This window comes from Nocardia sp. NPDC051900, assembly GCF_044452545.1.
GTDB classification, from domain to species: domain Bacteria; phylum Actinomycetota; class Actinomycetes; order Mycobacteriales; family Mycobacteriaceae; genus Nocardia; species Nocardia sichangensis.
Map to the genome: position 1 here is coordinate 144229 of NZ_JBITBU010000019.1, position 24809 is coordinate 169037.

Below are 24809 nucleotides of genomic sequence, written 5' to 3' on the forward strand. Positions count from 1 at the left end.
GTCAGTCCACCTTGTGGTCGGGCCCTCGCCCGGCCACGTACTGCTTGGCCCACCGGTAGTCGGGTTTGCCGCTCGGAGCGCGCACGATGGTGTCGGCGACCCAGACCTGTTTGGGCACTTTGTATCCGGCCAGGAATTTGCGCACGTGCGCGTGCAGGTCGGTGAATTCGACCGGTCCGGACAGCGATACCACCGCGGCGACCTGATGCCCCCAGCGCTCGTGCGGCACGCCGATCACCACCGCGTCGAAGATCGCGGCGTGGGTCTTCACCACGCTTTCGACCTCTTCGACGAACACCTTCTCGCCGCCGGTGTTGATCACCATGTTGCCGCGGCCGATCAGCGTGATCGACCCGTCGGTCTCGGCGCGGGCCCGGTCGTCGGTGACGACCATGCGCACGCCGTCGACGGACTTGAACAGCTTCTCGGTCTTGTCGGGGTCCTTGTAGTAACCGATCGGCACGTTGCCGGTCTTGGCCAGCCAGCCTTCCGAACCGGGCGCGACGGGGCGGCCGTCGTCGTCCACGACCACCGCACCGCGGCCGGTCTGCACGCGGGGGCCGCGCGCCGGATCGTCGTCCTTCTGGGCGAACCCGATACCGCCGAACCCGGTCTCCGATGATCCGATGGAGTCCGAGACCACCGCCCACGAGAACATCTCCAGCAGCGTGTTCTTCACCGGTTGCGACAGCAGCGCGGCGCCGGAGGCGATGGCCAGCAGCGACGAGGCGTCCACCGGTTCGCTCCGATACGCCTCGATCAGCGGCCTGGCCATGGCGTCGCCGGTGATCACCATGACCTGCGGGCGTTGCTCGGCGACGGTCCGCCAGACGCGTCCGGCGTCGAAGCGGGACTCGAAGATCACGGTGTTGCCCGACCACAGCGCGGTGAAGGTGGGCATCATGGCGGCGGCGTGGATCAGCGGCGGCAGCACCAGCCAGGCACTCGGCTCGATCCGGGCGCCGGTGCGGGACTGCTGGAACTCGTCGGCGACCGGTTCACCGGTGTAGAAGTCGATGCCTCCGCCGAGGACGCGCCACATGTCCTCCTGCCGCCACATGACGCCTTTCGGCATGCCGGTCGTCCCGCCGGTGTACATCATGAACAGGTCGTCGGCGCTGCGTTCGACCACCGGACGATCCGTCGCTCCGGCGGCGACGGCCGACTCGTACGACGTCGCCACATCGTCCACGTCCGGCGAGAATTCGTCGGCGACGCGAATCGTGTACCGCAAACCGGGCGTTCGCTTCCCGGCCTCCCGGACGGCGGCGCCGTAACAGGAGTGGTGCACGAGCACTTCGAGATCCGCGTTCTCGTAGACGTAGGCCAGTTCGGCGACGCCGTACCGGTAATTGATGTTGATCGGGACGGCGGCGAGCTTGAAGCACGCGATCAGCGTCTCCATCGTCTCGATGCTGTTGTGCATCTGGAAACCCACGTGCGTTCCCCCGCCCACGCCGATGCTCGCCAGATGGTGCGCGAACCGATTGGCGCGGATGTCGAGTTCGCGGTAGGTCACGCGACGGCCGGACTGGATGAGAGCCACCCGCTCGGGCATGGCGTCCACGGAGTGCTCGAAGAGGTCGGCGAAGTTGTTGGCCATGTCGTTCCATCTCTGCGTGGTGCGGTCAGACGACGGTGAGCGGAAGGGGTATCCCCCGGTCGGTGAAGGTGAAGGCCGCGCCGGTGCTGAACCGGGTCAGCGCGACCTCCGTCGCCTCCCGGAACGGTGTGTCGCCGAGCGTGATCGCGGCATGCCAGCCGTCCTCGCCCGCGGTGAGGACCTCGGCGGAGAAACGCGGGTTCACGCCGCGGACCAGGGCGTTCAGCGGCTGCAGGTGCTCGGGGTCGAGCATCGAAGGCCACGTGCCGTCGGTGTGCGCGCCACTGGCGGCCGGGAACGTCACCGTGACCGTGTCGCCGGCGGGCACGATCTCGATTCCGGTGTACGGCAAGGGATTCAGAGCGGGGTGCAATCGCAGCACCGTCGCCAGCGCGGCGGCGTCGTCACCGAGGCCGAGACAATCGCGCAGGCGCTCACTGGTGAGCCCGGCGATGCCCGCGAACTGTTTACGTCCGATCTCCAGCGCCGCGTCGGCGTCCACCCGAGCGCGCACCGCGATCAGGAAACCCAGGGTGAGCAGGTGATGTTGCAGACATACCTCGTCGGCGAGCCGAACCAGCGCGGAGCGGGAGAAATCCGCGAAACGCACATCGCTGAGCAAGGGGCCGGAGTAGTCCGGGCGCCCTTCGTCGGCGGGGTCGATCGCGGCCAGATCCAGTCCGGCCGCCACCGACCCGGCGACCAGGTCGGCGTTGGCAGGCACCGGCGGCGGTACGTGCGCGGGGTCGATCACGACCGTCCACGCGCACACCGGCTTGCGATCGGCCGGACGGCGGGGCGGGCGGTGGATCGGCCGGACCTGGGCGTGCGGATTGGTGGCCAGCGCGGTCGCGTCGAAGGTCGGGTCCTCGATGTCGTGGCACATCGACACGACGAAGTCCTCGCCCATCGGTTCCACGTCGGCGAGCGCACCGCAGTGGTCGAGCCAGAACTCGCCGTGGTGGTGGTCGTCGACTCGGAAACGGAAGTCCATGAACTGCGGTGGAGCGCCGATGTCCAGTTGCAGTCCCTTGAAGATGGTCTCCACGCCGTCACCCGCGAAGCCGAGCGCCCGCTGCATGCGCCGGGTGTAGACCGGGCTGGCCACCTGCCACTCCTCGATGGCGATCTCGGTCATGCCATCGCGGCCGAACGCGGCGATCGAGTGCGCCATGCCGGAGCGGTCGATGAGGTGCCCGCACAGCAGCAGTTCGGGCAGCAGCGCGGCCAGGGTGTCGCGGTCCAGGTCGGCGAAACGGCTCTGTGGTCCGGCCATGTCGGTCACCACAGCGAGGCGGGCGATTCGCCGATGCGATACCAGCCGGGCAGCGGCGCGCCGGAGACCGAGCGCTCGATGCGCTTCTGCATCCCCGGGGTGAGCGCCTTGTCGGTGATCATCTCGACGAACAGCGCCGAGACATTGCCGAAGTCGAAGAAGTCGCGCTGCCAGGACCATTGGAAGTCGCCGCCGTAGCGGAACCAGCTACCGCCGATGCCCTCGGGCGAGTAGTTGCGCCCATCCGGACGTGTCGCCTCGCTGATCTGCTTCCAGAACCCGATGACGGTGCCGGTGCGGTCGTCGACCACGAATTCCTGGTAGGGGTAGGTCCAGCCCTCCAGGCCGGCCATCTCCTGGCCGAGGGCCAGCTCGCGGATCTCGTCGCGTCCGACGGCCATGAATTCCTGGGTGGGTCCGTAGTTCCAGCCGTAGGTGGCGTCCTCGGTGTACATCTGCGCGAGGGGCTTCCAGTCCCCCTTCTCCTCGCAGCGCTGGTTCTCCACGATCCAGCGCTGAATCATCTCGTCGAGCTCGGCGCGGTCGAAAGCTGGCATCAGTCGGTACCTTTCGGAGAGGAGTCGGTCGCGCCTTCGTCGGCGATCGACAGGGCGTGGGTGGGGCAATAACGGATCGCGTCCGCCACGGCGGGCCGGAGTTCGGCGTCCGGTACGTCGTGCAGGATCTCGACCTGCCCGCGTCTGGGCACCGTGAACACCTCGGGAGCCTCGGCTTGGCAGACCGCGTGCCCTTGGCACAGATCGAGATCGGCGCGGATTCTCATGACCGGCTCCACACGGGCCTGCGCGGCGATCCCGGCATACGGATCCGGTCGGATGGACGGCTCATCGGGTCTCCACGGTGATGGGTAGGTGCGCGAAGCCACGCACATTGGACGAATGAACCCGGGCGACACCGGAATCGAGGACGTCATAGGACCGCACACGCGACGCGAACTCCGTCAGCGCCACCGTCGCTTCCACACGAGCCAGGTGCGCCCCCAAGCAGAAATGCACACCCGCCCCGAAACTGGCCAGCCCCGACCGGTCGGCACGCTCGATACGGAAACTGTCACCGTCGTCGAACACCGCCGAATCACGATTGGCCGAACCGATCAGCAACAACACCTTCGCCCCCGCCGGAACCACCCCACCGTGATACGCGAGGTCCTCGGTCGCGGTACGAGCGATCATCTGACTCGAAGTGTCATACCGCAGGGTCTCCTCCACCCAGTCCGACACCAAACCCGAATCCGCGACGACCTTCGCGTACTGCCCCGGATAACGCGCACCCCAATACAACGCATTACCCAACAACTTGGTGGTCGTCTCGTTACCCGCCACCACCATCAAGAACAGGAAACCGATGATCTCCGCATCCGTGAGCCGGTCACCGCCGATCTCCGCATCCAGCAACGCCGAGGTCAGATCCTCCCTCGGAGCGCGCCGACGCTCGGCCACCATCTCCGTGTAATAGCCCAGCAGCTCGATCGACGCCTCGACAGCCGCCATCGGGATATCCAGCACACCGTCCTCACGGTGCACCACCAGATCCGCCAACCGGCGAATCTCCACCCGATCCACCACCGGCACCCCCATCAACTCCGAGATCACATCCATCGGCAACTTGCCCGCGACCTCATCGATCCAATCGAAGACGGCACCGGACACCGCGGGCTCCAGATACGACAACGTCAACTCCCGGATCCGGTCCTCCATCTGCGCGACACGTTTCGGCGTGAACCCCTTGAACACCAACCGCCGCATCCGCATATGCCGCGGATCATCCATCGCCAGAAACGACATCGTCCGATGCGCGTGCGGACCCCACGCGGCCGGATCCAGCGACACTCCGTTCGCACTCGACAACCGCGCACTGTCACGAAACGCCCCCACCACATCCCCATGCCGCGACAACGCCCAAAACCCCAGACCCGGATTGTGATACAACGGCGCCTCCTCCCGCAGCCGCCGATACACCGGATACGGATCCTCATGAAACCCGTAGTCATACGGGTCGAACACCAGCGGCCCCACCACAGCCGTCATCGCCCACACTCCGAATTCGATAACAAGTTCTCAACAAGGATCGTCCACCGGGCGCTCCGTAGAGACACATAGCTGGACATGTGTCTGGACGGTACCACTGACAGTTTTTCAGGACAATCCCGAACGAGCGATCTCGCGGAAAGAAATCCGCCGTCCGATCGCCAGGCCGACACACACCACGAATCAAGAACACGTTCTTGTAGGCAGCTCGGCGATCGGACTATATTCCATACAACTGTCCAGACACGGCGGTTCGGAGCACGCGGCCACCTTCGCCGATGCCGTCACGCGGGCAGCGCGCGACAGCTCGCCGAACGACCAGACAAGGATTTCCATGCGATTCGGCATCGTCCTGTTCACCAGCGACCGCGGCATCGCTCCCGCCGCGGCGGCCCGAGCGGCCGAGCAGGCGGGGTTCGCCTCCTTCTACGTCCCCGAGCACACCCACATCCCGGTCGCGCGCAACGCGGCACACCCGCAGACCGGCGACGCGTCGCTACCCGACGACCGCTACCGGCGCACGCTGGACCCGTGGGTCGCACTGTCCATGGCGGCGGCAGTCACCGAACGCATCGAGCTGGCCACCGCCGTCGCGCTCCCCGTGGAGCACGACCCGATCACCCTGGCCAAGACGATCGCCTCACTGGACCACCTCTCCGGTGGCCGGGTCGTGCTGGGGGCCGGATTCGGCTGGAACACCGACGAACTCGCCGATCACGGAGTACCCGCGAACAAGCGACGCACCGTGCTGCGCGAATACCTGGCGGCGATGCGGGCGCTGTGGAGCCGGGACGAGGCCGGTTTCGACGGCGAGTACGTGCGCTTCGGCCCGAGCTGGGCGTGGCCGAAACCGGTCCGGCGCTCGGTGCCGGTGCTGATCGGCGCAGCGGGCACCGAACGCACCTTCCGCTGGATAGCCGAGTCGGCGGACGGTTGGATCACCACCCCGGGGGAAACGGAGATCTCCGATCGTCTCTCGTTGCTGCACGAGATCTGGCAGCAGGCCGGGCGGCCCGGACGTCCGCGCGTGGTGGCCCTGGACTACAAACCCGACGCCGCACGCCTGGCCGAATGGGACCGCGCCGGCGTCACCGACGTCGTGTACGGACTGCCGAACAAAGACGAGCCCGCGGTGTGCGCCTACCTCGAGCGGTTGTCCGGCAAACTGACCGACATCGGCCCGCCGCTCAGCGCGGCGAGCCGCAGGAAAGTTGCTCGAACGAAATAACGACACTACCATCTAGACACATGTCCGAAAGCGATTCCAGAACCGTCGAAGCGACGCGGCGGCGCTTGTCCGGAAAGCAGGCCGACACCGTCGACAAGCTCACCAGATCGGCGTTGGAAGTGCTTTCCCGGGAGGGTTTCGCCGGCATGACCATCCGGATGGTGGCCGCCAACGCCAAGGTCGGCACCGCCACCGCGTACACCTATTTCTCCTCCAAGGAGCACTTGGTCGCGGAGATCTTCTGGCGCAGGCTGCGCGCACAACCCTCCCCGGTGAGCGAGGATCCGGACGCCACCGTGCGGGTGATCGCCGAACTCCGCAGCATCGCGTTGCTGGTCGCCGACGAACCGGAATTGTCCGGCGCGGTCACCAGCGCGCTGCTCGGCCGCGATCCCGACGTCGAGCATTTGCGGTCGCGCATCGGCTTGGAAATTCGCACCCGCCTCGCGCACGCGCTGTCCGGAAATCCCGACGCGGATATTCTGAAATCGCTCGAATTGCTCTACGCGGGTGCGCTGGTCCATGCCGGGATGGGCTACGAATCGTATTCCGACATCGCGGACCGCATCGAGCGGTCCGCGATGCTCATCCTGAAGTGACGCGGCGCGTTCCGCGTCACTTCAGGCCAGGCCCAATCTCAGCGACGCGCCGCCGTCGACGAACATCTGCAAACCGGTCACGTAGCGCGACTCGACGGTGTTCACCACGCCGACGAAGTTGACGTCGAAGACATCCACGAAGCCCTGCAACGGCACATGGTGGCCCCAGCGGGCAGATCCGGCGTTCGCCACGACCACGTCCAAGCGCCCAAGTTCGGCGACGCCCGCCGCGATCGCCGCTTGCAGCGCGGGGCGATCGCGCACGTCGACCTGTGCGGCCACCACCCGACGGCCGGTCTTGGCGACCAGTTCCTTGGTCTCGGCGAGATCCGCTTCGGTCGCCAGTGCGTATTCGGTGCCGGCTATGTCGGCGCAGATATCGAAGGCGATGATGTCGGCGCCTTCCTCGGCCAAGGCGACCGCGTGACTGCGGCCCTGCCCCCGTCCCGCACCGGTCACCAGGACGACTTTGCCGCTGACCCGATCCATGTTTCCTCCACCGTGCTCGTCGCCGGTTCCCGTCACCCCCGCGACACGCGCCGCGCATATATGGAATAGTAACCGGACAGCTGTCTGGACGATACTACGGACAAAGGTATGGATCAATCACTCGTCACCGCACCCGATTCCACCGCCGCATCCCGGCCCGAGCGGGGTGATCGTTGATGCCCAAGCGGCCACGCAACCTCGACTCCCCGCTGGTCACGACCGTCATCAAATACATGTCCAGAGCGCAGACCTGGGCGTACCGCCGGACCGGAGGGCGCGTCGGCGCACGATGGCGGATCGGCGCCGGCTTCCGCAAGCCGGTACCCACCTTGCTGCTCGAGCATCGGGGTCGCAGATCGGGCAAGTTGTTCACCGCCCCGCTGCTGTACCTCGTCGACGGCGCCGACCTGGTAGTGGTCGCCTCGCAAGGCGGGTTGCCGAATCACCCCCAGTGGTACTTCAATCTCCTGGCACATCCCGTGACCCGGGTACAGGTCGGGGCCGAGCACCGACGCGTCCGCGCCCGCGTGGCAAGCCGGGAGGAGAAGAATCGCTTGTGGCCCTTGCTCGTAGCCCTCTACGCGGACTTCGACACCTACCGATCCTGGACCGAGCGCGAGATCCCGGTGCTCATTCTCCAGCCGGAGGACCGGCCGCACTGACCCGGCGCGTCGAGCGAGGTCCGCGGCCACCCTCCCCCATGATGTTCAGCGTTCCCGGCGCGATGGGCGCCGCCCGCCCGCCGGAGCAGTGCGACGCAATCGATCGACTCGACCGAGGATGGGAGAGCGTGTGGCGAAGATGGGTAGGCGGAAACGGTCCAGGCTGATCACCGCCGGAATGCTGCGGGAGAAGCACCAGCAGGAAGAGCACGGCGCACCGGCGCGACCGGCGCCGCTGCCCCCGGACGAGGTCGAGACGGCCATCGTGCTCGATCTCGACGGGCTCGCCACGCGCGTGCGTGCGCGGCGGCGCGAGATGAAGTGGACCCAGGCGGATGTGGCGGGCAACGGCGGCCCGCCGGCCAAGGTGATCAGCGAGATCGAGCGGTCCCGCAATCCACGGCCTGGTGCCGAGGTGCTCGACCGGCTCGACGCGGGACTCGACTGGCCGCCCGGCACCAGCGCGACGATCCTGCGCGCCGAGCAGGCAGGCGAACTGGCCGCGGCGCGCTGAGCGCCGGATCCGAAACTCGGCCGGTCGGAGAATTTTTCGATATCTCCGACCGGTCGAGCCGGAACGCTCATCGGTAGCTGTGGGCGCTGCTAGGCTGCTCAGCGACCCTAGACGACTGCCCTTGCGCCGCCGGAGTGCGCGGGTCCGGCCGTGCTGGACGCAGGTGTGAACCCGATGAAGGAATGGACGAAACATGCAACTCCGCGGCATCACTGCGGCAGCGGTACTCGCCATCGGCTCGCTGACCGTCGGCGCGGGCGTCGCCCACGGCGAGCCCGCTCCCGACATCACCTACTCGGCCAAGATCGTCGACCAGACGGTGGTCGCCGCGCTCCGGGGCGGAACCTTCCAGTTGTCCAAGGCACTGCGCGATCAGCCCGCGGGCGACGAGAACGCGCGACTAACCGAGCGCAACGGGGTGCTCGTCGATCACGCGGGCGCCCCGGCCGACATCGCGCAAGTGATCGACGTGGTCGACATCCGGGACCGCGACGGCCACGTCGCGATGACGTTGCCGCTCGACTTCCGGATCGCGGGGACCGCCATTCCGGTGCGCCCGGAGCTGAAGAAGGACAGCACCGTGCTCGAGCTGAAACCGTCCAGGCCGGAGGGCATCGCGATCACCGAGCCACTGGTGGCCAAGCCGGTCGCGTCCATGACCGAGAATCAGCGCGCCCGTGACGAATTCGCCAGCCAGTTCGGGCTCGCCACCGCCATAGGCGGTTTCGTCGGCACCGCGATCGGCGCCACGATCGGCTGCCTGGTCACCATCGCCCTGGGCTGCGTGGCCGGTCTGCTGACCGGCGCGAGCCTCGGCGGCATCCTCGGAACCATCGCGGTCGGCGGGCCCACGCTCGTCGTGGCGGGCGTCGACCTGCTCACCACGTTGCAGGCGGCCGACGGCACTACCCGCTTCGCCGACAAGCCCGTCCAAACCGCTCCGGTCCAAACCAAGTAGCCGTGTCCCGGCGGCGCAGCAGCGCGCCGCCGGGCGGACTTCCGATCGACCGCGCCGCTACAGCGGCGCGGTCGTCGTGTTCGAGCGACCCACGCGCTCGTCGTTGATCAAGTGATAGGCGCGTCCCAGATCGTCGAGCGCACGCTCCCATCTGGTGTCCGCGTCGTGGCCACGGGGATTGCGACTGAGCAGCAGCAGGACCTCGGCCGCGTCCGCCGAACGCGCGGCGGCGTCCAGCAACACCGGCACCGGTTCCACGGTGGTGCCCGACGCCAGCGCGCCGATACGGTCGTGCAGCCAGTGCGCGTCGAAACGCGCCTGCTCCGTGGGGTTCTCCCCGTTCACCGGCAGGGTGCTGACCGCGGCGGCCCGTGCGGCCTCCTCGTCGTCCATCGTGGTGGTGACGACGTCGCGCAGCTCGCTGCTCGCGATCCGGTGTAGCAAACCGATCAGTAGGACACGTTCGGCGTCCGGACCGTGCAGACCCGCCTCACCCGCCCGTGCGCCGACCTCGTCCGGGTCGACGCGCAAGATCGACAGAACCGCTCGCAACTGCGCAATCGTTACCACTTCGTCCGCCCCTCCTCATCGTCGCGGCCCCACCATCACACCCTCGGCGACAGCCTGCCAAACGCGAGGCGCGTTAACCGTCCGGTAGCCCTTTTGCCGATACGGCGTGTCTTCACACTGCGTTCCAGGTCACCTCGAACCGCAGGGTAAACGAGGGTCCAACTTGGGTACTCCAGACATCATGAGAGCGATACCGGCGCGGGTCACTGGTGACACGACCACGCCCGCAGTGCGCGAATCCGAACACGGCGGTGCGATCGCGAGCATGAGATGGCGGCGGATCAGGGAGGTGATCGCCACCCGAACCGTCTCCGATGCCACGCGAGAGGTCTCCATCGAGGTGGGGAAACCGCAGATGGCACCGGGTGACACCGGTGTGGTGTGCGGTTTTCGCATCCAGGGAATCGGCGAACGATGGGCGCACGGCGTCGATTCCATCGCCGCGCTCTACCGCGCGTTCCAGGACATCGCCCAAGAGCTGCGGCAGGCCAACAGCCACGGTGCGCACTTCGCGGTGACCGAGCCGTCCGACCCTGGCTTCCCCGCCGCGCCCACCCGACCCTCGCGCGCCGCCACGACAGTCGCCTACGAGCCGCAGGCGCTCATCGCGGCCCGCACCCTCTACGAAGCCGACAGCTCCTTGTCGATCATCATCGGCAGGCCGTATCTGGCGGCCGACCGGCGCGAGCACCTGTGCCGGTTCCATATCAGCAAGCAGGGCGCGTCGCTGGCCAGCGGCATCGATGAGATCCAGGCCCTGCACAGCGCGATCAGCATGATCAGCGAACGCCTCGCACTGCCGCAGGACTGGCCGGTCAGCCGCCTGTCCTGAGGCCCGCGCGCACAATTTCGCGACGAACCGCCCAGCCGGTACGGATTCGGCATCGAATCATCGGTTGGGGATCGTCGTTCGACCGGCGTAGATCTCCCAGCGCCATGAGCAGTCCGGCGGCCGTCCCCACGTCCGGAACCAGACCGTGGCGAGGCCGCGGCGTCGCCAGGAGGGAACTGCCCATGGAATTCATCTCGCCGGTGGACGCCCTGTTTCTCATCGCGGAATCACGCGAGCATCCGATGCACGTCGGTTCACTGTCCATCTTCGACCCCGTGGAGGGCACCGGACCCGAATTCGCCCGGCGCGCGTACGCCACGCTGGCGGCCGACCGAAACTTCCACCCCACGTTCCGCAAGCGCCCGGCTCGCCTGTTCGGCACTCCACAGCTTGCCTGGACCGTGGACAGCGCCGTCGAACTCGACTACCACGTCCAGCGGTGGGCGCTACCGGAAGCGGGTGGCCTGGACGCCCTGACCGAAGTAACGGCGGGATTGCACAGCACCCTGCTCGACCGGCACCGGCCGCTGTGGGAAGCGCATCTGGTCGAAGGGCTCGCCGGCGATCGGGTCGGCTTGTACGCGAAGATGCACCACGCCCTCATCGACGGCGTCGGCGCCCAGCGCCTGTTGCAGCGAACACTCACCACCGACCCGGAATCCGGCGAAGCGCTGGTGCCCTGGCATCTCCCGCCTTCGACCGGGCACCGCCCGAATCCCCCGCAGAGGCAAACGCTCGGCACCCGGGCGCGCGCCCTGCTCGCCGCGGCGGGCTCGGCGCCTTCGGCCCTGCGCCTGGCCCGTACCGCGCTGCTCGAGCAGCAGCTGACGCTGCCCTTCGCCGCACCGCGCACCATGTTCAACGTCCCGATCGGCGGGGCCCGCCGCTGCGCCGCCCGCTCGTGGCCGCTGGACCGGATCCGCCAGGTCAAGAAGATGACCGGCACCACGCTCAACGACGTGGTGCTGGCGATGTCGGCGGGTGCGCTGCGCACCTACCTGCTCGAACACGTCGCCTTGCCGGACAAGCCGCTGATCGCCATGGTGCCGGTCTCACTGCGTCCCGAATCCGACGACGGTGACGGCGGGGGCAACGCCGTGGCGGCGCTGCTGTGCAATCTGGCCACCGACCTGCCCGACCCGGCCGCGCGGCTGGCGGCGATCAGCTCCTCGATGCATCGCAGCAAAGAGATCTACCGCGCGCTGTCCCCCGTCCAGGCGGTCTCGCTGTCGGCGCTGACGCTCAGTCCCCTCGCCCTGTCACTGCTGCTTCCCGCCACGGTCGCGCTGACCAGCCCGCCGTTCAACATCGTCATCTCCAATATTCCGGGACCGCGTGAACCGCAGTACTGGAATGGAGCCCGCGTCGCGGCCAGCTATCCGCTGTCGATCCCGCTCGACGGGCAGGCGGTGAACATCACCCTCACCAGCAATGCCGACAGCCTGGACATCGGCATCGTCGCCTGCCGCCGCAGCGTGCCGGACGTGGCCAGGCTGCTCGATCACCTGGAATCCGCGTTGACCGACCTGGAGGACACCGTCTACTGACCGCCGGGCGCTGCCGCCGGATGGTCAGGGTGATCCCGCGGTGCCCAGACCGTTGATCGACGGCGGCAGCTCCGGTTCGGCCGCGCCGGGACCGGCCAGCAGACGCTTGAGGATCTTGCCGGTGTCGCCGCGCGGCAGCGCCGAGAGGAAGGTGACGTCGCGCGGCACCGAGAAGCGGCTCAAGCGGTTGCGGATGTAGGTGCGCACCATGTCCGAATCCAGGCCGGACCCTTCGCGTTTCACCACGAACGCCGCGAGCCGCTGGCCGAATTCGTGGTCCGGCACACCGACCACTGCGACGTCACTGACCTGCGGCAGGTGCGCGAGCGCCTCCTCGACCGGACGCGGGAAGACGTTCTCGCCACCGGAGATGATCATCTCGTCGTCTCGTCCCGCGATGAACAACCGGCCCGCGGCGTCGAGGTAGCCGAGGTCGCCGGTGTCGAGCATGCCGTGCGCCTCGTCCGGTGGCGCGGAGTTGACGTAGCCGTCGAACAGCATGTGGTTGCCGACGAAGATGTGTCCGGTGGCGCCGATCGGGAGTCTGCGGTGGTCCGGCCCGAGCACGGCCACCTTGGTGCCCAGCGGCGGGCGTCCCGCCGTGGTCGGCGACGTGTGCAGGTCCTCGGGGGTCGCGATGGTCGCCCAGGAGACCTCGGTGGATCCGTAGACGTTGTAGAGCACGTCGCCGTAGGTCTCCATGAACCGCTCGACGGTCGCGCCTGCCAGTGGCGCGCCGCAGCTGATCATGTGCCGCAGGCTGGAGGTGTCGTAGCGAGCACGCACGTGCGCGGGGAGGTCGAGGATGCGCTGCACCATGGTCGGCACGACGATCACCGTGTTGACCCGGTGCTCGGCGATGCGGCGCAGGCAGTCCTCCGCGTCGAACCGTTCGGCCAGCACCACGGTCGCGCGCAGCGCGGTGCTCAGTTGCAGGCCGGCCAACCCCCAGGTGTGGAACAGCGGCGCCGGGATCAGCATGGTCTCGTTCATCTGCATCGGAATGCGCGACAGCAATGCCGCGATGGACCCGAAGCCCTTCGGATGCGGCCTGCGCGCGCCCTTGGGCGTCCCGCTGGTCCCGGAGGTGAGCACGACGAGCCGTCCCGGCTGGGCAGGCGTGCGGAAAGTCGTGTGCCCCTCCGCCACCAGTTGGTCCACGGTCGTCCGGTCGGGTACCGGCGGACGCTCGTCGGTGTTGTAGCGCGGGATGTCGGTATGCAGATAGCGCACCAACTCCTCGAGGTCACCGTCGACGAACAGCGCCGACAGGCGGTCGCGCTGGACGATCTCCTCGATGGTGCGGCCCGCCAGCCCGGCATTCAGCAGTGCCACGTCCACACCCAGTTTGCCTGCGGCGACCATGCATTCGACCATGGCCGCGTGGTTGCGCGCCAGCAGGCCGATGGCGTCGCCCGGGCCGAGGTCGTGCGCGGCCATCGCCGCGGCCAGCGCGTTGGTGCGCTCGTGCATGTCGGCGAAGGACCGGGTGCCGCGGTCGTCGATGATCGCGGCCCGCTCCGGGGCGTACGCCGCGCCCGCGGCGTATCCGCCCGCCAGGTTGAAACCCCATTTCGCCAGTGAGCGCAGCTGTTTGAGAGTCCGATCGAAACGAACCGGCAACACGACGCCGGTGGCCACCATCTGCCGCGCCACACCCGCGTTGCGCCGGATCGGCGAATCCTCGCCGTTGACGACCAAGGAGGTCCGCGCGCCCTTGGCGACGTCGGCCACCCGCTTCAGTCCGGCCTTGGTCCACTCGCCGATCGCCACATTGGACAGCTCGCCCACCCGCGGGTGCACCCGGCTCGGCGCGAAATACGTGACGGTGACCTTGGTGCGGTCCTCGTCGCCGTACAGTCGCACCGACGCGAAGCTGCCCAGTGCGGCGTATTGCATCTCGAAGCTCTCATACCACCGGCCCACGCTGAGCCGGATCTGGTGGGTGCGTATGCCCGACCCGTAGGTACCGACGCGCATCTGCCAGACCACATTGCCGTCGGCGGACTGGATCTGCTCGCACGCGCCGATACCGGTGAACATGCGCGGATAAGTCTGCGGTTCGAGCAGCAGATCCCAGATGGTCTTGCGGGCGATCGCGAATTCGGCGACTACGTCGATGACATCGGTAACCAACTTGTGCACTTCTCGTCGGCCGGTTCGAAGAACTTCGGGTCGGCGGGTAGCTCCTTTGTAACGTCAGTCACAAGCGAGGTCAAGTAGCCAGGGCTACGTCGCTACTACCAGCGACACGCAGGAAATACGCTGCGATTGCCCAGCATTCACCTGAACCTGGGAACCAGCCCAAATCACCCGCCCGGCCCCTGTGAATCAGCCCAACGATCATCCGAACTCCCGCCGGGCGGCGACCTCCGACCTAACGTCACAGACGCCTGCTCGGCAGGACCGCACCCTGGCTGGAGAGGTTATGGACGACAAGCCCGCACGACGAATCGCGCACGCTCGCGCCGAGGAGATCCTCGATTTCTTCGGCAAATGCCGAGCGTGCGGATATCCCGCTTACGCGGAGAGCACCACGTTGCGCTACGACAACGGCGACTTGGAGACCAAGATCATCGCCAGCTGCGCCCTGCCCTGCGGCTGGACCGGCGAAGTCTCCGCCACACCGATGACCGGCGCGACCGCCCGTCCACGCACGTGAGCGAACTCAGGCCGCGCTCGAAACGAGTTCTTCCGGGCCGAGCGCGCGTTCGCGCAGGTCTTTGAGAATCCTGGCGAGAATGCGCGACACCTGCATCTGGGACACACCCAGCTCTTCGGCGATCTGACTCTGGGTCCGCGACTCGTAGAAGCGCATGACCAGCACCTGTCGATCGCGGGGCGGCAACCCGGCGATGAGCGGACGCACGGCCATCGCCTGCTCCAGCAGGTCGTAGCACGGTTCCTCGGAGCCCAGCGTGTCGGCGAGCGACTGCGGCGCACCGTCGCCCTCCTCTCGCCCTGCCGCGTCCAGCGAATTGGCCTGATAGGCGTTGCCCGCGATGAGCGCCTGCGTGACCTCACCGAGGTCGACGTCCAACTCCTCGGCGATCTCCCTGGCCGTCGGCATCCGGCCGAGGCGATGCGACAACGTCTCGGTGGCCGGGCCGACGCGCAGCTGGATCTCCTTGAGCCTGCGCGGCACTCGCAACGACCACGTGTTGTCGCGGAAATGCCTGCGCACCTCGCCCATGATGGTGGGGACCGCGAATCCGAGGAAGGAACTGCCGCGCGAGACGTCGAAACGGTCCACCGCCAGCACCAACCCGACCCGGGCGATCTGCAGCAGGTCCTCGTAGTTCTCGCCGCGGCCGGAGAACTTCCTGGCGATGTGCTCGGCGAGCGGAAGACACCGCCGGGTCACCTCCTCGCGCAGCGCCGCGCGGTGCGGATCCCCCTCGTCCATCGCGGCCATCTTCTCGAACCACGGCTCGATGTTGTCGTAGCTGTCGCCCCCGCGGGTGCGGCTCGCCGTGTCATTTCCGTCGGTCGTGAACTCACGTTTCATCAAATGGTCCTCGTTCCCAACTGAATTCGATAACGGTCGGGTACCCGCCGAGTTCGGAATCAAAAGGGTCACGGGAAATTGACAGGGAGCGGGTGAGCATGCGCACCAGTTCCCAGCTCAACGGATCGCTGCGGAGCTCGTCGCCGACCACGGCGAGGGCGTCGACACGCACGCTCATCCGGCCGAGGCCGTAGGTGAACGCGCAGCCGAGCATCGAGCCCGGCATGGCGTCCGCCAGCAGCATCGTGACCGCCTCGTTGATCGCCAAGCGGATGTCCGAGGCGGCGTCGAGCGGAACCTCGGCGACCAGGCACACGGTGTCGGTCATCGCGCGGATCAAGGCGAGGTGTCGCGCGTCGGCGGGGATCCGCACCGTGACCGTGGCGGTCTCCGTGGCGGGCGCGCCGAACGCGCACGTGATCACCCGCATCACACCGTGGCGAGCTGCGCTTGCCACATCCAGTGCAACTGCTCCAGCCGCGCCGCGATCGCCAGGAACAGATCCTGGGTCACCGGATCGGCCTTCTCGGTCGCCGCGATGCGTTCGCGCAGCCGCTTGATCACGGCGGCGAGGTTGCCGACGATCGCGTCGATGACGTCGGTGTCCTGTTGCCAGCCCTCGCCGATGCCGATCGCGCCGGAGTCCTTGGCCACGCTCGCGGCGCGTCCGTCCGGGCTGACTCCCACGGCGGTGGCGCGTTCCGCGGCCGAGTCCGTGAACTCCCGTGCCACGGTCACCAATTCATCCAGCGCCAGGTGCACCGACCGGAAGTTGGAGCCGATCACGTTCCAGTGCGCCTGCTTCGCGATCAGCGACAGGTCGATCAGGTCGACCACCGTCGCCTGGAGAGTTTCGCCCGCGACGCGCTGCTGCTCCGGGTCCAAAGTACTGGTGATGGGTTGGGACATCGCGCTGAACCTTTCTGCCATCGATCGGGACACCGACGGTCTACCCAGCTCTGCGGCGATAAACCCCCCGGTAGCTTCCGCGGCCGGACGAAACGGGGTGTGCGCCCCGGCCCCTCGCCGGCCACGCGGCGGACAGAAAGAGCACGAGAAACGGCGGTGACCGCCAGCTCGGCGGGCGTACCGTCATCCGCCCCGGAATGAGCGAGGACCCACAGATTTTTGCCATACCGGCAACTATTGTTGCTGGATTGGCCGGTTTCCGGGCACCGTGAGGTATGACCGAGAAAGAGCACATGGACGTGGCGGCCGGTCCATCGGCGACGCCGACTCCGGCACGGGCGCGCCGGGATACCGAGCAGTTCTCCGCCGACGTCGAGCGAGCGAACTGCGAACGAGTACTCGGCGCTCGACGGCACGGCATGGATTCGCTGCTGCCGCCTCCGCAGGGCTGACCGGTTCCGGACTCCTGCTGCACTATGGTGTGATCCACACAACACGGGGAGGCGCGGTATGCCGGAACGGACAGCCACGCCCTTACGGGCGGCCACGATGCCCGACTTCGCCGATCGGATCTCGACACCGAGCTACGACCGATCCCGGATCACCACCGGCATAGTGCATTTCGGCGTCGGCGGCTTCCATCGAGCGCACCAGGCGATGTACGTCGACCGATTGCTCGAACGCGGCCTCGGGGACAAGTGGGGCATCTACGGAGTCGGCGTGCTGCCCGGCGATCGACGCATGCGCGACGTGCTGCGGGCGCAGGACGGCTTGTACACGCTGTCGACGGTCGCGCCGGACGGCACGTGGACCACGCGCGCGATCGGCTCGCTGGTCGACTACCGGTACGCACCGGACGATCCCGGGACCGTCGTGGCGAAGCTCGCCGATGCGTCGACCCGGATCGTCTCACTCACCATCACCGAGGGTGGCTACCACATCGCCGCCGCTACCGGGGAATTCGACCCGGAAGACCCCGGAATCCGCGCCGATCTGGCCGGGAACGCGCCGCCCGGTACCGTTTTCGGGCTCGTCACCGAGGCGCTGGCCCGCCGCCGATCCCGCGATATCGCGCCGTTCACCGTGCTGTCCTGCGACAACATCGAGGGCAACGGGAACGTCGCGCGCCGGATGTTCGGCGCGTTCGCCGCGCTGCGCGATCCGGGGCTCGGAGCCTGGGTGACGGAGCAGGTGCGCTTCCCGAATTCCATGGTGGACCGGATCACCCCGGTGACCCCGCCCGGAGCGACCGGCGAGATCGAGCGGCGCTACGGGCTCACCGACCGCTGGCCGGTGGTCACCGAGCCGTTCGCGCAGTGGGTGCTGGAGGATTCGTTCGGACTCGGCCGTCCGGCCTTCGAAGAGGTGGGCGTGCAGGTCGTCGCCGACGTCACTCCCTACGAACTGATGAAGCTTCGGTTGCTGAACGCGAGCCACCAGGCGCTGTGCTACTTCGCGTACCTGAGCGGCTATCGGCTGGTGCACGAAGCGGCACAGGATCCGATCTTCCGGCGGTTCCTGACCCGCTACATGGACGCCGAGGCCACGCCGACGCTGCGCGCGGTCCCCGGGGTCGACCTGGGCGACTACAAGCGGACGCTGCTCGACCGGTTCGCCAATCCCGCGATCGGCGACACCATCGCCCGGCTGTGCGCGGAATCCTCCGACCGGATCCCGAAGTGGCTGCTTCCGGTTGTCCGGGCGCAGCTCGGCAGCGGCGGCCCGATCGACTGCGCGGCGGCGGTCGTCGCCAGCTGGGCACGCTATGCCGAGGGCGTGGACGAGCACGGGCACCCGATCGAGATCGTTGACCGGCTCCGCGACCGGCTGGTCCCCCTCGCGCGGCGGCAGCGCGAGCAGCCCACCGCTTTCCTCGGCGAGCGATCCTTGTTCGGTGACCTGATCGACCACCCCCGGTTCGTGACCGCGTATCTGGCGGCTCTGGACAGCCTGCGCACCAGGGGCGCGCACGCGACCGTCGAACAGTTGGCCGGTTAGCGCGGGGTGACGCGGGCGACCGCCCGGCAGTCCGCGCCGACAGCGAACCACACGTCCAGGCTCGAGTCGGTCCGTCGGGCGACGAGCTCGACGTCCTCGCCGCATCGCACCGGTTTCCCGTACTCGACCACCACACGGTGCGGACCCGATTTCAGTTCGGCGTAATCGGCCAGGACTTCTTCGAGCGCGGTGAGGTAGACCGCGTTGTTCATATGGTCGAGCAGGTCTATGTCGGTGGCCCGTAGCGGGAAGGGCCGGATCTGCACCCCGGGCTCGCCCGCCGCGGGCATGGGATCGGTGAGCTCGGCTTTCCAGCGGAGCCGGTGCTCGGTCGTACAGGCCAGCATGGGGGCGAGGAACCGGTCGCTCATCCGCGCGGGTACGCCCGATTCGGTGCCGAAATGGATCAGGAAGCTCTCGGTCTCCACCAGCCCACCAGCGCTGCCGCCGATCTGGACCCGCATCGTGCACCACCGGGTCGACGTCGCCGAAGGCCATCGCCGCAACGTCGCCGACTCACCGAATCCGAGCGGTTTGAGCGCGTCGATCACCGTCCTGCGGATCACCCACAGGCGATGGATATCGCCGTCCTCGAGGACCTCGAGATGGTCGTAGCCGACGTCCTGCAGATAACGCGCGACACCGTCGAGTCGCAGGCGCTGGTCACGATCGGTGTCGGCGAGGCGCACGGGCCATCCCGTCTCGAACGGAGTCAGGACGGCCGGCGGTTCCGGCAGCACGCTGGGAATGCCCATGCCCGGATGATGCCAGCTATTTGCCACAATTGTGGGCAGCACTGCCCATATCGTCATCTACACGAGAAGATGTCGCGTTTTATCAGGCATTTTGACCGGATTATCGACCATATACGTTCGTCCGCTAACAATTAGCTTTCATTCGCCATGGTGGGTTGCCCTCGCACCCGTCGTCGCCTATTTCTTCGAACGATCCCGCTTCTCCCGCACCCGCACCGAGATGCGGACCGGCGAGCCGTCGAAACCGAACTCCTCGCGCAACCTGCGCTCCAGGAAGCGCCGGTAGCCTGCCTCCAGGAAGCCGGTGGTGAACAGCACGAACGTGGGCGGGCGGGTGGTCGCCTGGGTGGCGAACAGCACGCGGGGGAGCCTGCCGCCGCGCATCGGCGGCGGGGTCGCCGCGATCACTTCCTTCAGCCAGGTGTTGAGCCTGCCCGTCGGAATGCGCTTGTCCCAGGACTCGAGCGCGGTCTCCATCGCTGGCACCAGCTTCTGCACCGCGCGGCCGGTGTGCGCGGAGATGTTCACTCGCTGCGCCCACGGCACCCGGACCAGCTCGCGGTCGACCTCACGCTCCAGTTGCAGCCGACGATCCTCATCGACCAGGTCCCACTTGTTGAACGCCAGCACCAACGCCCGCCCGGAATCGGCGACCAGGCTGATCACCCGCAGATCCTGTTCGGTGATCGGCTGCGAGGCGTCGACCAGCATGATCGCCACCTCCGATGCCTCAAGCGCCGACTTGGTGCGCAGCGACGCGTAGAACTCGGTGCCGCTGGCATTGGCCACCTTGCGGCGCAACCCGGCGGTATCGATGAACTTCCAGACCTTGCCGCCCAGTTCGACGAGGGAGTCGACCGGGTCGACCGTGGTGCCCGCGACATCGTGCACCACGGAGCGCTCGTCGTTCGCCAGCTTGTTGAGCAGGCTCGACTTGCCGACGTTCGGCTTGCCGACCAGCGCCACGCGACGCGGGCCGACGCCGCCGGTTCCCTCGCGCGGAGTCTCGGGAAGCACCTCGAGCACGTCGTCGAGCAAGTCGCCGGTGCCACGGCCGTGGGCGGCGCTGACCATGCGCGGCTCGCCGAGTCCCAGCGACCACAGCGCCGCCGCTTCCGCTTCCACCCGCTGGTCGTCGACCTTGTTGGCGACCAGGATCACCGGGACGGCGGAGCGGCGCAGCTTCTTCACGGCCGCCTCGTCGGTGGCGGTGGCGCCCACCACCGCGTCGACCACGAGCAGGATCGCGTCGGCGGTGTGCATGGCCAGTTCGGCCTGGCGGGCCACCGATTGCTGCAGGCCCTTCGCGTCGGGCTCCCAGCCGCCGGTGTCCTGGACCAGGAACCGCCGACCCGCCCAGTTCGCCTCGTAGGACACGCGGTCGCGGGTCACGCCAGGAATGTCCTCCACGACCGCCTCGCGGCGGCCGAGGATGCGGTTCACCAGCGTCGACTTGCCCACGTTCGGGCGGCCGACCACGGCCAGCGTCGGCATCGCGACGTGCGCCGCGTCCTCGAATTCGCCCTCCAGGTCGGCGAGTTCCCAGTCGGCTTCGTCGCTCCAGACGCCGTCGCCTGCGAGTACGTCCCCACTCATCGGTCCCCTCCGGCTCCACACGTCGAGACCTGCTGCGCGACAACGCGATACAGCTCGTCGATGACCTCATCCATGGACAGTTCGCTGGTGTCTACCGGTACCGCGTCCTCGGCGGGGCGCAGCGGGGACACCTTGCGGGTCGAGTCGAGGGTGTCGCGGCGCTGCACGTCGGCGAGCACGCCCGCGTAGTCGTCGCCCCTGCCCTCGGCGATGTTCTGCTGATTGCGCCGGTGCGCCCGCGCCTCGGCGGACGCGGTCAGGTAGATCTTGGCGTCGGCGTCGGGCAGCACGACGGTGCCGATGTCGCGTCCCTCCACCACGATCCGCCCCGCGGCCGCCGTGATGTCGCGCTGCATGGCGACGAGCAGCTCACGCACCTCGGGCACCGCGGAGACCGCCGAAACCGCCTTGGTGACCGCGTCGCCGCGAATCTCCGACCGCACGTCCTCGCCGTCCAGCTCGATCACCTCGCGGCTGGGATCGGTGCCGATGGACAGCGGCAGCTCCTTGACCGCGGCGCCGATGGCCGCGGAGTCGGTCAGTTCGATGCCCGCCCGCAGCACGCGCAGCGTCGCCACCCGGTACATCGCGCCGGTGTCGAGGTACCGGGCGCCGAGCCGGGTGGCCAGGCGCCGGGACACGCTGGACTTCCCGGTACCCGACGGCCCGTCCATGGCGACCACCAGCGGGCTCGTACCGGCCAACCGCGCCGGCGCCTGCACCGGGATCTCCACACCGTTCACAACGACACCGCCTCGTAGAGTTTGCCGATTTCATCGCGGCCGAGTACGCGCAGCGTGCCGGGCCGTTGGTCGCCCAGCGCGACCGGGCCGATATGAGTGCGGACCAGCCGGATGACCGGATGACCCACCGCGTCGAGCAGGCGGCGCACGATGTGCTTGCGCCCTTCGTGCAACACCACCTTCACCAGAGAACGTCCCTCCCCCAGCTCGAGCACCTGGAAACGGTCCACCTTGGCGGGACCGTCCTCCAGCTCCAGGCCTTCCTTCAACCGCTTGCCGACCGCGCGATTGTTGACCTCGCCGTGCACCGTCGCCAGATAGGTCTTGGAGACCTCGAAGGACGGGTGCATCAGCCGATGCGCCAGATCGCCGTCGTTGGTGAGCAGCAGCAGGCCTTCGGTGTCGGCGTCGAGTCGCCCGACATGGAACAGCCGCTGACCCGCGGCGATACGCTCGGCCACGATGTCACCGACGCAGGGGCGCCCCAGATCGTCGGACATGGTGGACTGCCAGCCCTTGGGCTTGTTCAGCGCGACGTGCACCAGTTCCTCGCGCACCACCACGCGCGTGCCGTCGACGCGCACCACCGCGTGCTGCGGGTCGATGCGCAGGCCCTGCTCGCGCACGATCATGCCGTCGACCTCGACGCGGCCCTGCGCGATCATCTCCTCGGCGGCCCGGCGCGAGGCCACGCCCGCCTTGGCGAGAACCTTCTGCAACCGCTCCCCCTCGCCCCACGGGAGCTTGGTGTGCCCGCCGGACGAGTCCGGCTCCACGTTCTGGTGGCGCGCGGGCTTGGCGTTGCTCAGCAGCGGCGGCGGCGCGACCTGCCGCTGCGGCTTGGGCTTCTTCTTGCTCGCGGCCGTGTGCCGCTGCGGGTTCGGAACCGGAGCGGATCCGCGTCGGTCCGCTCGGCCCCCGCCGGCCTGCTGGGCGCCGCGGGCGGCGATACCCCGTTGGGCCGAGCGAGCGTCGCGTGAGCTCGAGTTGCGGCTCGCGCCGCCTCGTTCGGGCTGTGCGCCGCGTTTCCTACGATCCGGTGTGCCATCTCGGCGAGCGGGCGTATTCATGGTGTCCTGTCATTCTTCGGTGCCGAGGTCCAAATCGGCCTCGGCGGGTTTCCTCAACCTGGTGTACCGGGGGTCCGTCTCCAGGCTCTCGTTGATCTCGTCGATCAGGTCGACGCCCGGAAGCAGGGGCGCCAGGGGTGGCAGATCGCTCAGCGAAGCGAGTCCGATCCGTTCCAGGAACAGCTCGGTGGTGCGGTACAGCGTCCCGTTGGTCTCCGGGTCCACGCCTGCCTCGGCGATCAGACCCCTGGCCAGCAGGGTGCGCATCACCCCGTCGACGTTCACGCCGCGCACCGCGCTGACCCTGGTCCTGGTCACCGGCTGACGGTATGCCACCACCGCCAGCGTCTCCAAGGCCGCCCGGGTCAGTTTCGATCGGGAGCCGTCGAGCAGCATCCGCTCCACATACGGCGCGTACTCGCTGCGAGTATAGAAGCGCCAGCCGTCACCGACGAAACGCAGATCTATCCCACTGGATCGCGCCGACAGCTCAGCGGACATTTCACGCAGGGCCCGCTCGACGCGTTCGGTGCTGTCGCCCAGTGCGGCCGCGAGCTGGTCTACCGGCGCGGGAACGTCCACGACCAGCAGCATGGCCTCCAGCGCCGAACGGAAATCGGCGTCCGCGAGCGGTTCGGGGGTGAGTTCCACCACTGCCTCACTCACGACCGCGCCTCACCGGAATTCGCCTCCGCCGTGCGCGAACGCGCGCTGTGCTCGCTCACCCGTAGTCCTCCTCGATAGTCACGGTGTCCACCTGTTGCGCGGCCTCGTCGCCGATCCAGCTGACCGCCAAGGGACCGAGCGGATCGGGCTGATCGAACTCGATCGTCTTGCCGCGATACAGCTCGAGCAGCGCCAGGAAGCGGGCGACGATCTGCACCGGTACCTCGCAGTCGGCGACCAGCTCGCCGAAGGATGTCCACGCACCCGCACCACGCTGTTTGAGCCGCTCCAGCACCAGTGCCGCCTGCTCGGCCACCGAGATCGCGTGCGTGTGCAAGTGGTCGAGCCCGACCTTGGGTACCGGACGGGGCCGGAAGGCCGCCGCGGCGATCGCGGCGAACTCGGCCGCCCCGACACCAAGCCTAACCTCGGGCAGCAGACCGGCGTAGCGCTCCTCCAGGCCGACCGCGCGCGGATAGCGGCGCAGCGCGGCCGCCTCCAGTTCGCCGAGCAGTTCGGCGACCTGCTTGAACGCGCGATACTGCAGCAGCCGGGCGAACAGCAGGTCGCGCGCCTCGAGCAGTTCCAGGTCCTCGGCGTCGGTCATCTCGCCGGACGGCAGCAGGCGCGCCGCCTTCAGATCGAGCAAGGTGGCGGCGACGACCAAGAATTCCGTGGTCTGGTCCAGGATCTTGTCCGCGCGCAAGGTGTTCTGCCGCGCCATGTTCGCGGTCAGCGCCTTGGTGTAGGCGATGAACTCGTCGGTGACCTTGTGCAACGCCACCTCGGTGACGTCCAGCTTGCGCGAACTGATCAGGGTGAGCAGCAGGTCGAACGGCCCCTCGAAGTTGCTCAGGCGCAGCCGGAATCCGGACGCGTGCGGCTCGGCCGTCGGCTGTTCTTTCGCCTCCGGCGTGCCGGGCGAGGGATCGGATGCGTCCGATGTGTCCGGCGGAAAGCCAGAGGCGTCCGAACCGCCGGGCGTAGCCGACGGACGGCCACGTGCATCCGGCACGTCTGACGAACGGCCCGGTGCGTCCGGCACGTCAGCGGGCCGATCGCCCACTGTCTCGGAGTCCTCCCGCGCGACATCCTCGGTGGGCTGCGTGGATGGTTTCGGAGACGGTTCGTCCGCGCTGTCCCGTGCCGGGGAGGCCGCCGCCTCCGGTGCGGGCCGGGGCGTGGCGCCTCCGACGACGGCCGAATTCGCGCGCCGGGGGGCAGCGTCCCGGCCTGCG

The 24809-nt window shown here is 68.1% G+C and carries 26 protein-coding genes and 1 pseudogene; 10 read left to right on the forward strand and 17 right to left on the reverse strand.

Features of this window, described 5'->3' with window-relative positions; genetic code table 11:
* Position 1 precedes the first annotated feature (1 nt).
* The 5 genes from ACIA5H_RS28790 to ACIA5H_RS28810 all read right to left on the reverse strand — a co-directional run bounded on the left by ACIA5H_RS28790 (position 2) and on the right by ACIA5H_RS28810 (position 4927).
* On the reverse strand, positions 2-1603 hold the full coding sequence (locus ACIA5H_RS28790) for an acyl-CoA synthetase (protein ID WP_397078621.1): 1602 nt from the start codon (positions 1601-1603) through the stop codon (positions 2-4).
* A 25-nt stretch (positions 1604-1628) separates the two neighbouring features.
* Positions 1629-2879: a hypothetical protein gene (locus tag ACIA5H_RS28795; RefSeq protein ID WP_397078623.1), complete on the reverse strand. Its 1251-nt coding sequence runs from the start codon at positions 2877-2879 to the stop codon at positions 1629-1631.
* A gap of 5 nt (positions 2880-2884) precedes the next feature.
* Positions 2885-3436: a nuclear transport factor 2 family protein gene (locus ACIA5H_RS28800; protein WP_397078625.1), complete on the reverse strand. Its 552-nt coding sequence runs from the start codon at positions 3434-3436 to the stop codon at positions 2885-2887.
* Positions 3436-3663, reverse strand: a complete 228-nt coding sequence (locus ACIA5H_RS28805) for a ferredoxin (protein ID WP_397078627.1) — start codon at positions 3661-3663, stop codon at positions 3436-3438. The genes ACIA5H_RS28800 and ACIA5H_RS28805 overlap by 1 nt, the downstream gene beginning before the upstream one ends.
* Positions 3664-3724: 61 nt before the next feature.
* A complete protein-coding gene (locus tag ACIA5H_RS28810) occupies positions 3725-4927 on the reverse strand; it encodes a cytochrome P450 (protein WP_397078629.1) in 1203 nt (400 codons plus the stop codon).
* A gap of 334 nt (positions 4928-5261) precedes the next feature.
* On the opposite strand from ACIA5H_RS28810, the gene ACIA5H_RS28815 reads away from it, so the two are divergent.
* Complete coding sequence (locus ACIA5H_RS28815; protein ID WP_397078631.1) at positions 5262-6155, forward strand: LLM class F420-dependent oxidoreductase; 894 nt, start codon at positions 5262-5264, stop codon at positions 6153-6155.
* A gap of 20 nt (positions 6156-6175) precedes the next feature.
* On the forward strand, positions 6176-6754 hold the full coding sequence (locus ACIA5H_RS28820) for a helix-turn-helix domain-containing protein (protein WP_355080773.1): 579 nt from the start codon (positions 6176-6178) through the stop codon (positions 6752-6754).
* Positions 6755-6793: 39 nt separating this feature from the next.
* Here the strand turns inward: ACIA5H_RS28820 and ACIA5H_RS28825 are convergent.
* Positions 6794-7243 (reverse strand): annotated as a pseudogene (locus tag ACIA5H_RS28825) (SDR family NAD(P)-dependent oxidoreductase); the annotation flags it as partial.
* Between the two features lie 176 nt (positions 7244-7419).
* On the opposite strand from ACIA5H_RS28825, the gene ACIA5H_RS28830 reads away from it, so the two are divergent.
* The 3 genes from ACIA5H_RS28830 (at position 7420) to ACIA5H_RS28840 (ending at position 9377) form a co-directional block, all read left to right on the forward strand.
* Positions 7420-7905 carry a nitroreductase family deazaflavin-dependent oxidoreductase gene (locus tag ACIA5H_RS28830; RefSeq protein ID WP_379256270.1) on the forward strand — a complete coding sequence of 162 codons (486 nt, stop codon included), beginning with the start codon at positions 7420-7422 and terminating at the stop codon, positions 7903-7905.
* A gap of 130 nt (positions 7906-8035) precedes the next feature.
* Positions 8036-8419: a helix-turn-helix domain-containing protein gene (locus tag ACIA5H_RS28835; RefSeq protein WP_397078634.1), complete on the forward strand. Its 384-nt coding sequence runs from the start codon at positions 8036-8038 to the stop codon at positions 8417-8419.
* Between the two features lie 193 nt (positions 8420-8612).
* Complete coding sequence (locus tag ACIA5H_RS28840) at positions 8613-9377, forward strand: hypothetical protein (protein WP_397078636.1); 765 nt, start codon at positions 8613-8615, stop codon at positions 9375-9377.
* A 57-nt stretch (positions 9378-9434) separates the two neighbouring features.
* Here the strand turns inward: ACIA5H_RS28840 and ACIA5H_RS28845 are convergent, their stop codons facing one another.
* A complete protein-coding gene (locus ACIA5H_RS28845; RefSeq protein ID WP_397078638.1) occupies positions 9435-9947 on the reverse strand; it encodes a hypothetical protein in 513 nt (170 codons plus the stop codon).
* Positions 9948-10128: 181 nt separating this feature from the next.
* On the opposite strand from ACIA5H_RS28845, the gene ACIA5H_RS28850 reads away from it, so the two are divergent.
* Together ACIA5H_RS28850 and ACIA5H_RS28855 are read left to right on the forward strand one after the other, a co-directional pair.
* Positions 10129-10779, forward strand: coding sequence for a DUF6968 family protein (locus tag ACIA5H_RS28850; RefSeq protein ID WP_397078640.1), 651 nt, complete (start codon positions 10129-10131; stop codon positions 10777-10779).
* A 182-nt stretch (positions 10780-10961) separates the two neighbouring features.
* Positions 10962-12326, forward strand: a complete 1365-nt coding sequence (locus ACIA5H_RS28855; protein ID WP_355080759.1) for a wax ester/triacylglycerol synthase family O-acyltransferase — start codon at positions 10962-10964, stop codon at positions 12324-12326.
* Between the two features lie 24 nt (positions 12327-12350).
* Here the strand turns inward: ACIA5H_RS28855 and ACIA5H_RS28860 are convergent, their stop codons facing one another.
* Positions 12351-14462 carry an AMP-binding protein gene (locus ACIA5H_RS28860; RefSeq protein WP_397078642.1) on the reverse strand — a complete coding sequence of 704 codons (2112 nt, stop codon included), beginning with the start codon at positions 14460-14462 and terminating at the stop codon, positions 12351-12353.
* A gap of 292 nt (positions 14463-14754) precedes the next feature.
* On the opposite strand from ACIA5H_RS28860, the gene ACIA5H_RS28865 reads away from it, so the two are divergent.
* Entirely contained in the window at positions 14755-14988 is a 234-nt protein-coding gene (locus ACIA5H_RS28865; RefSeq protein ID WP_397078644.1) for a hypothetical protein, read from the forward strand.
* A 6-nt stretch (positions 14989-14994) separates the two neighbouring features.
* Here the strand turns inward: ACIA5H_RS28865 and ACIA5H_RS28870 are convergent, their stop codons facing one another.
* The 3 genes from ACIA5H_RS28870 to ACIA5H_RS28880 all read right to left on the reverse strand — a co-directional run bounded on the left by ACIA5H_RS28870 (position 14995) and on the right by ACIA5H_RS28880 (position 16743).
* Positions 14995-15834 carry an RNA polymerase sigma factor SigF gene (locus ACIA5H_RS28870; protein ID WP_397078646.1) on the reverse strand — a complete coding sequence of 280 codons (840 nt, stop codon included), beginning with the start codon at positions 15832-15834 and terminating at the stop codon, positions 14995-14997.
* Positions 15824-16162 carry an anti-sigma factor gene (locus ACIA5H_RS28875; RefSeq protein ID WP_397078648.1) on the reverse strand — a complete coding sequence of 113 codons (339 nt, stop codon included), beginning with the start codon at positions 16160-16162 and terminating at the stop codon, positions 15824-15826. The genes ACIA5H_RS28870 and ACIA5H_RS28875 overlap by 11 nt, the downstream gene beginning before the upstream one ends.
* A gap of 101 nt (positions 16163-16263) precedes the next feature.
* Complete coding sequence (locus tag ACIA5H_RS28880) at positions 16264-16743, reverse strand: Dps family protein (RefSeq protein ID WP_379256283.1); 480 nt, start codon at positions 16741-16743, stop codon at positions 16264-16266.
* A 275-nt stretch (positions 16744-17018) separates the two neighbouring features.
* Between ACIA5H_RS28880 and ACIA5H_RS28885 the strand changes: the two genes are divergently transcribed.
* Both ACIA5H_RS28885 and ACIA5H_RS28890 read left to right on the forward strand, forming a co-directional pair.
* Positions 17019-17195 carry a hypothetical protein gene (locus tag ACIA5H_RS28885; protein WP_379256284.1) on the forward strand — a complete coding sequence of 59 codons (177 nt, stop codon included), beginning with the start codon at positions 17019-17021 and terminating at the stop codon, positions 17193-17195.
* A gap of 97 nt (positions 17196-17292) precedes the next feature.
* Positions 17293-18741, forward strand: a complete 1449-nt coding sequence (locus tag ACIA5H_RS28890; protein WP_397078680.1) for a mannitol dehydrogenase family protein — start codon at positions 17293-17295, stop codon at positions 18739-18741.
* Here the strand turns inward: ACIA5H_RS28890 and ACIA5H_RS28895 are convergent.
* The 6 genes from ACIA5H_RS28895 to ACIA5H_RS28920 form a co-directional block, all read right to left on the reverse strand.
* A complete protein-coding gene (locus ACIA5H_RS28895) occupies positions 18738-19553 on the reverse strand; it encodes an acyl-[acyl-carrier-protein] thioesterase (RefSeq protein WP_397078650.1) in 816 nt (271 codons plus the stop codon). The genes ACIA5H_RS28890 and ACIA5H_RS28895 overlap by 4 nt on opposite strands.
* Before the next feature lie 120 nt (positions 19554-19673).
* A complete protein-coding gene (der, locus tag ACIA5H_RS28900; protein ID WP_356969780.1) occupies positions 19674-21092 on the reverse strand; it encodes a ribosome biogenesis GTPase Der in 1419 nt (472 codons plus the stop codon).
* Positions 21089-21766: a (d)CMP kinase gene (gene cmk, locus ACIA5H_RS28905; RefSeq protein ID WP_379256305.1), complete on the reverse strand. Its 678-nt coding sequence runs from the start codon at positions 21764-21766 to the stop codon at positions 21089-21091. Before cmk ends, der begins: the two co-directional genes overlap by 4 nt.
* A gap of 65 nt (positions 21767-21831) precedes the next feature.
* The gene (locus tag ACIA5H_RS28910; protein WP_397078653.1) at positions 21832-22905 is read right to left on the reverse strand and encodes a pseudouridine synthase; all 1074 of its coding nucleotides are present in this window, start codon (positions 22903-22905) and stop codon (positions 21832-21834) included.
* Positions 22906-22914: 9 nt separating this feature from the next.
* Positions 22915-23571, reverse strand: a complete 657-nt coding sequence (gene scpB, locus ACIA5H_RS28915) for an SMC-Scp complex subunit ScpB (RefSeq protein ID WP_397078655.1) — start codon at positions 23569-23571, stop codon at positions 22915-22917.
* A gap of 55 nt (positions 23572-23626) precedes the next feature.
* Positions 23627-24433 carry a segregation/condensation protein A gene (locus ACIA5H_RS28920; protein ID WP_355080777.1) on the reverse strand — a complete coding sequence of 269 codons (807 nt, stop codon included), beginning with the start codon at positions 24431-24433 and terminating at the stop codon, positions 23627-23629.
* Positions 24434-24809 lie beyond the last annotated feature (376 nt).

What these genes read in the sequence shown, in the direction of transcription:
- ACIA5H_RS28790 (WP_397078621.1), bottom strand. Translation starts at nt 1,603, where the DNA reads ATGGCCAACAACTTCGCCGACCTCTTCGAGCACTCCGTGGACGCCATG.
- ACIA5H_RS28795 (WP_397078623.1), bottom strand. Translation starts at nt 2,879, where the DNA reads ATGGCCGGACCACAGAGCCGTTTCGCCGACCTGGACCGCGACACCCTG.
- ACIA5H_RS28800 (WP_397078625.1), bottom strand. Translation starts at nt 3,436, where the DNA reads ATGCCAGCTTTCGACCGCGCCGAGCTCGACGAGATGATTCAGCGCTGG.
- ACIA5H_RS28805 (WP_397078627.1), bottom strand. Translation starts at nt 3,663, where the DNA reads ATGAGAATCCGCGCCGATCTCGATCTGTGCCAAGGGCACGCGGTCTGC.
- ACIA5H_RS28810 (WP_397078629.1), bottom strand. Translation starts at nt 4,927, where the DNA reads ATGACGGCTGTGGTGGGGCCGCTGGTGTTCGACCCGTATGACTACGGG.
- ACIA5H_RS28815 (WP_397078631.1), top strand. Translation starts at nt 5,262, where the DNA reads ATGCGATTCGGCATCGTCCTGTTCACCAGCGACCGCGGCATCGCTCCC.
- ACIA5H_RS28820 (WP_355080773.1), top strand. Translation starts at nt 6,176, where the DNA reads ATGTCCGAAAGCGATTCCAGAACCGTCGAAGCGACGCGGCGGCGCTTG.
- ACIA5H_RS28830 (WP_379256270.1), top strand. Translation starts at nt 7,420, where the DNA reads ATGCCCAAGCGGCCACGCAACCTCGACTCCCCGCTGGTCACGACCGTC.
- ACIA5H_RS28840 (WP_397078636.1), top strand. Translation starts at nt 8,613, where the DNA reads ATGCAACTCCGCGGCATCACTGCGGCAGCGGTACTCGCCATCGGCTCG.
- ACIA5H_RS28850 (WP_397078640.1), top strand. Translation starts at nt 10,129, where the DNA reads ATGAGAGCGATACCGGCGCGGGTCACTGGTGACACGACCACGCCCGCA.
- ACIA5H_RS28855 (WP_355080759.1), top strand. Translation starts at nt 10,962, where the DNA reads ATGGAATTCATCTCGCCGGTGGACGCCCTGTTTCTCATCGCGGAATCA.
- ACIA5H_RS28865 (WP_397078644.1), top strand. Translation starts at nt 14,755, where the DNA reads ATGGACGACAAGCCCGCACGACGAATCGCGCACGCTCGCGCCGAGGAG.
- ACIA5H_RS28870 (WP_397078646.1), bottom strand. Translation starts at nt 15,834, where the DNA reads ATGAAACGTGAGTTCACGACCGACGGAAATGACACGGCGAGCCGCACC.
- ACIA5H_RS28875 (WP_397078648.1), bottom strand. Translation starts at nt 16,162, where the DNA reads ATGACCGACACCGTGTGCCTGGTCGCCGAGGTTCCGCTCGACGCCGCC.
- ACIA5H_RS28880 (WP_379256283.1), bottom strand. Translation starts at nt 16,743, where the DNA reads ATGTCCCAACCCATCACCAGTACTTTGGACCCGGAGCAGCAGCGCGTC.
- ACIA5H_RS28885 (WP_379256284.1), top strand. Translation starts at nt 17,019, where the DNA reads ATGACCGAGAAAGAGCACATGGACGTGGCGGCCGGTCCATCGGCGACG.
- ACIA5H_RS28890 (WP_397078680.1), top strand. Translation starts at nt 17,293, where the DNA reads ATGCCCGACTTCGCCGATCGGATCTCGACACCGAGCTACGACCGATCC.
- ACIA5H_RS28895 (WP_397078650.1), bottom strand. Translation starts at nt 19,553, where the DNA reads ATGACGATATGGGCAGTGCTGCCCACAATTGTGGCAAATAGCTGGCAT.
- der (WP_356969780.1), bottom strand. Translation starts at nt 21,092, where the DNA reads ATGAGTGGGGACGTACTCGCAGGCGACGGCGTCTGGAGCGACGAAGCC.
- cmk (WP_379256305.1), bottom strand. Translation starts at nt 21,766, where the DNA reads ATGGACGGGCCGTCGGGTACCGGGAAGTCCAGCGTGTCCCGGCGCCTG.
- ACIA5H_RS28910 (WP_397078653.1), bottom strand. Translation starts at nt 22,905, where the DNA reads ATGAATACGCCCGCTCGCCGAGATGGCACACCGGATCGTAGGAAACGC.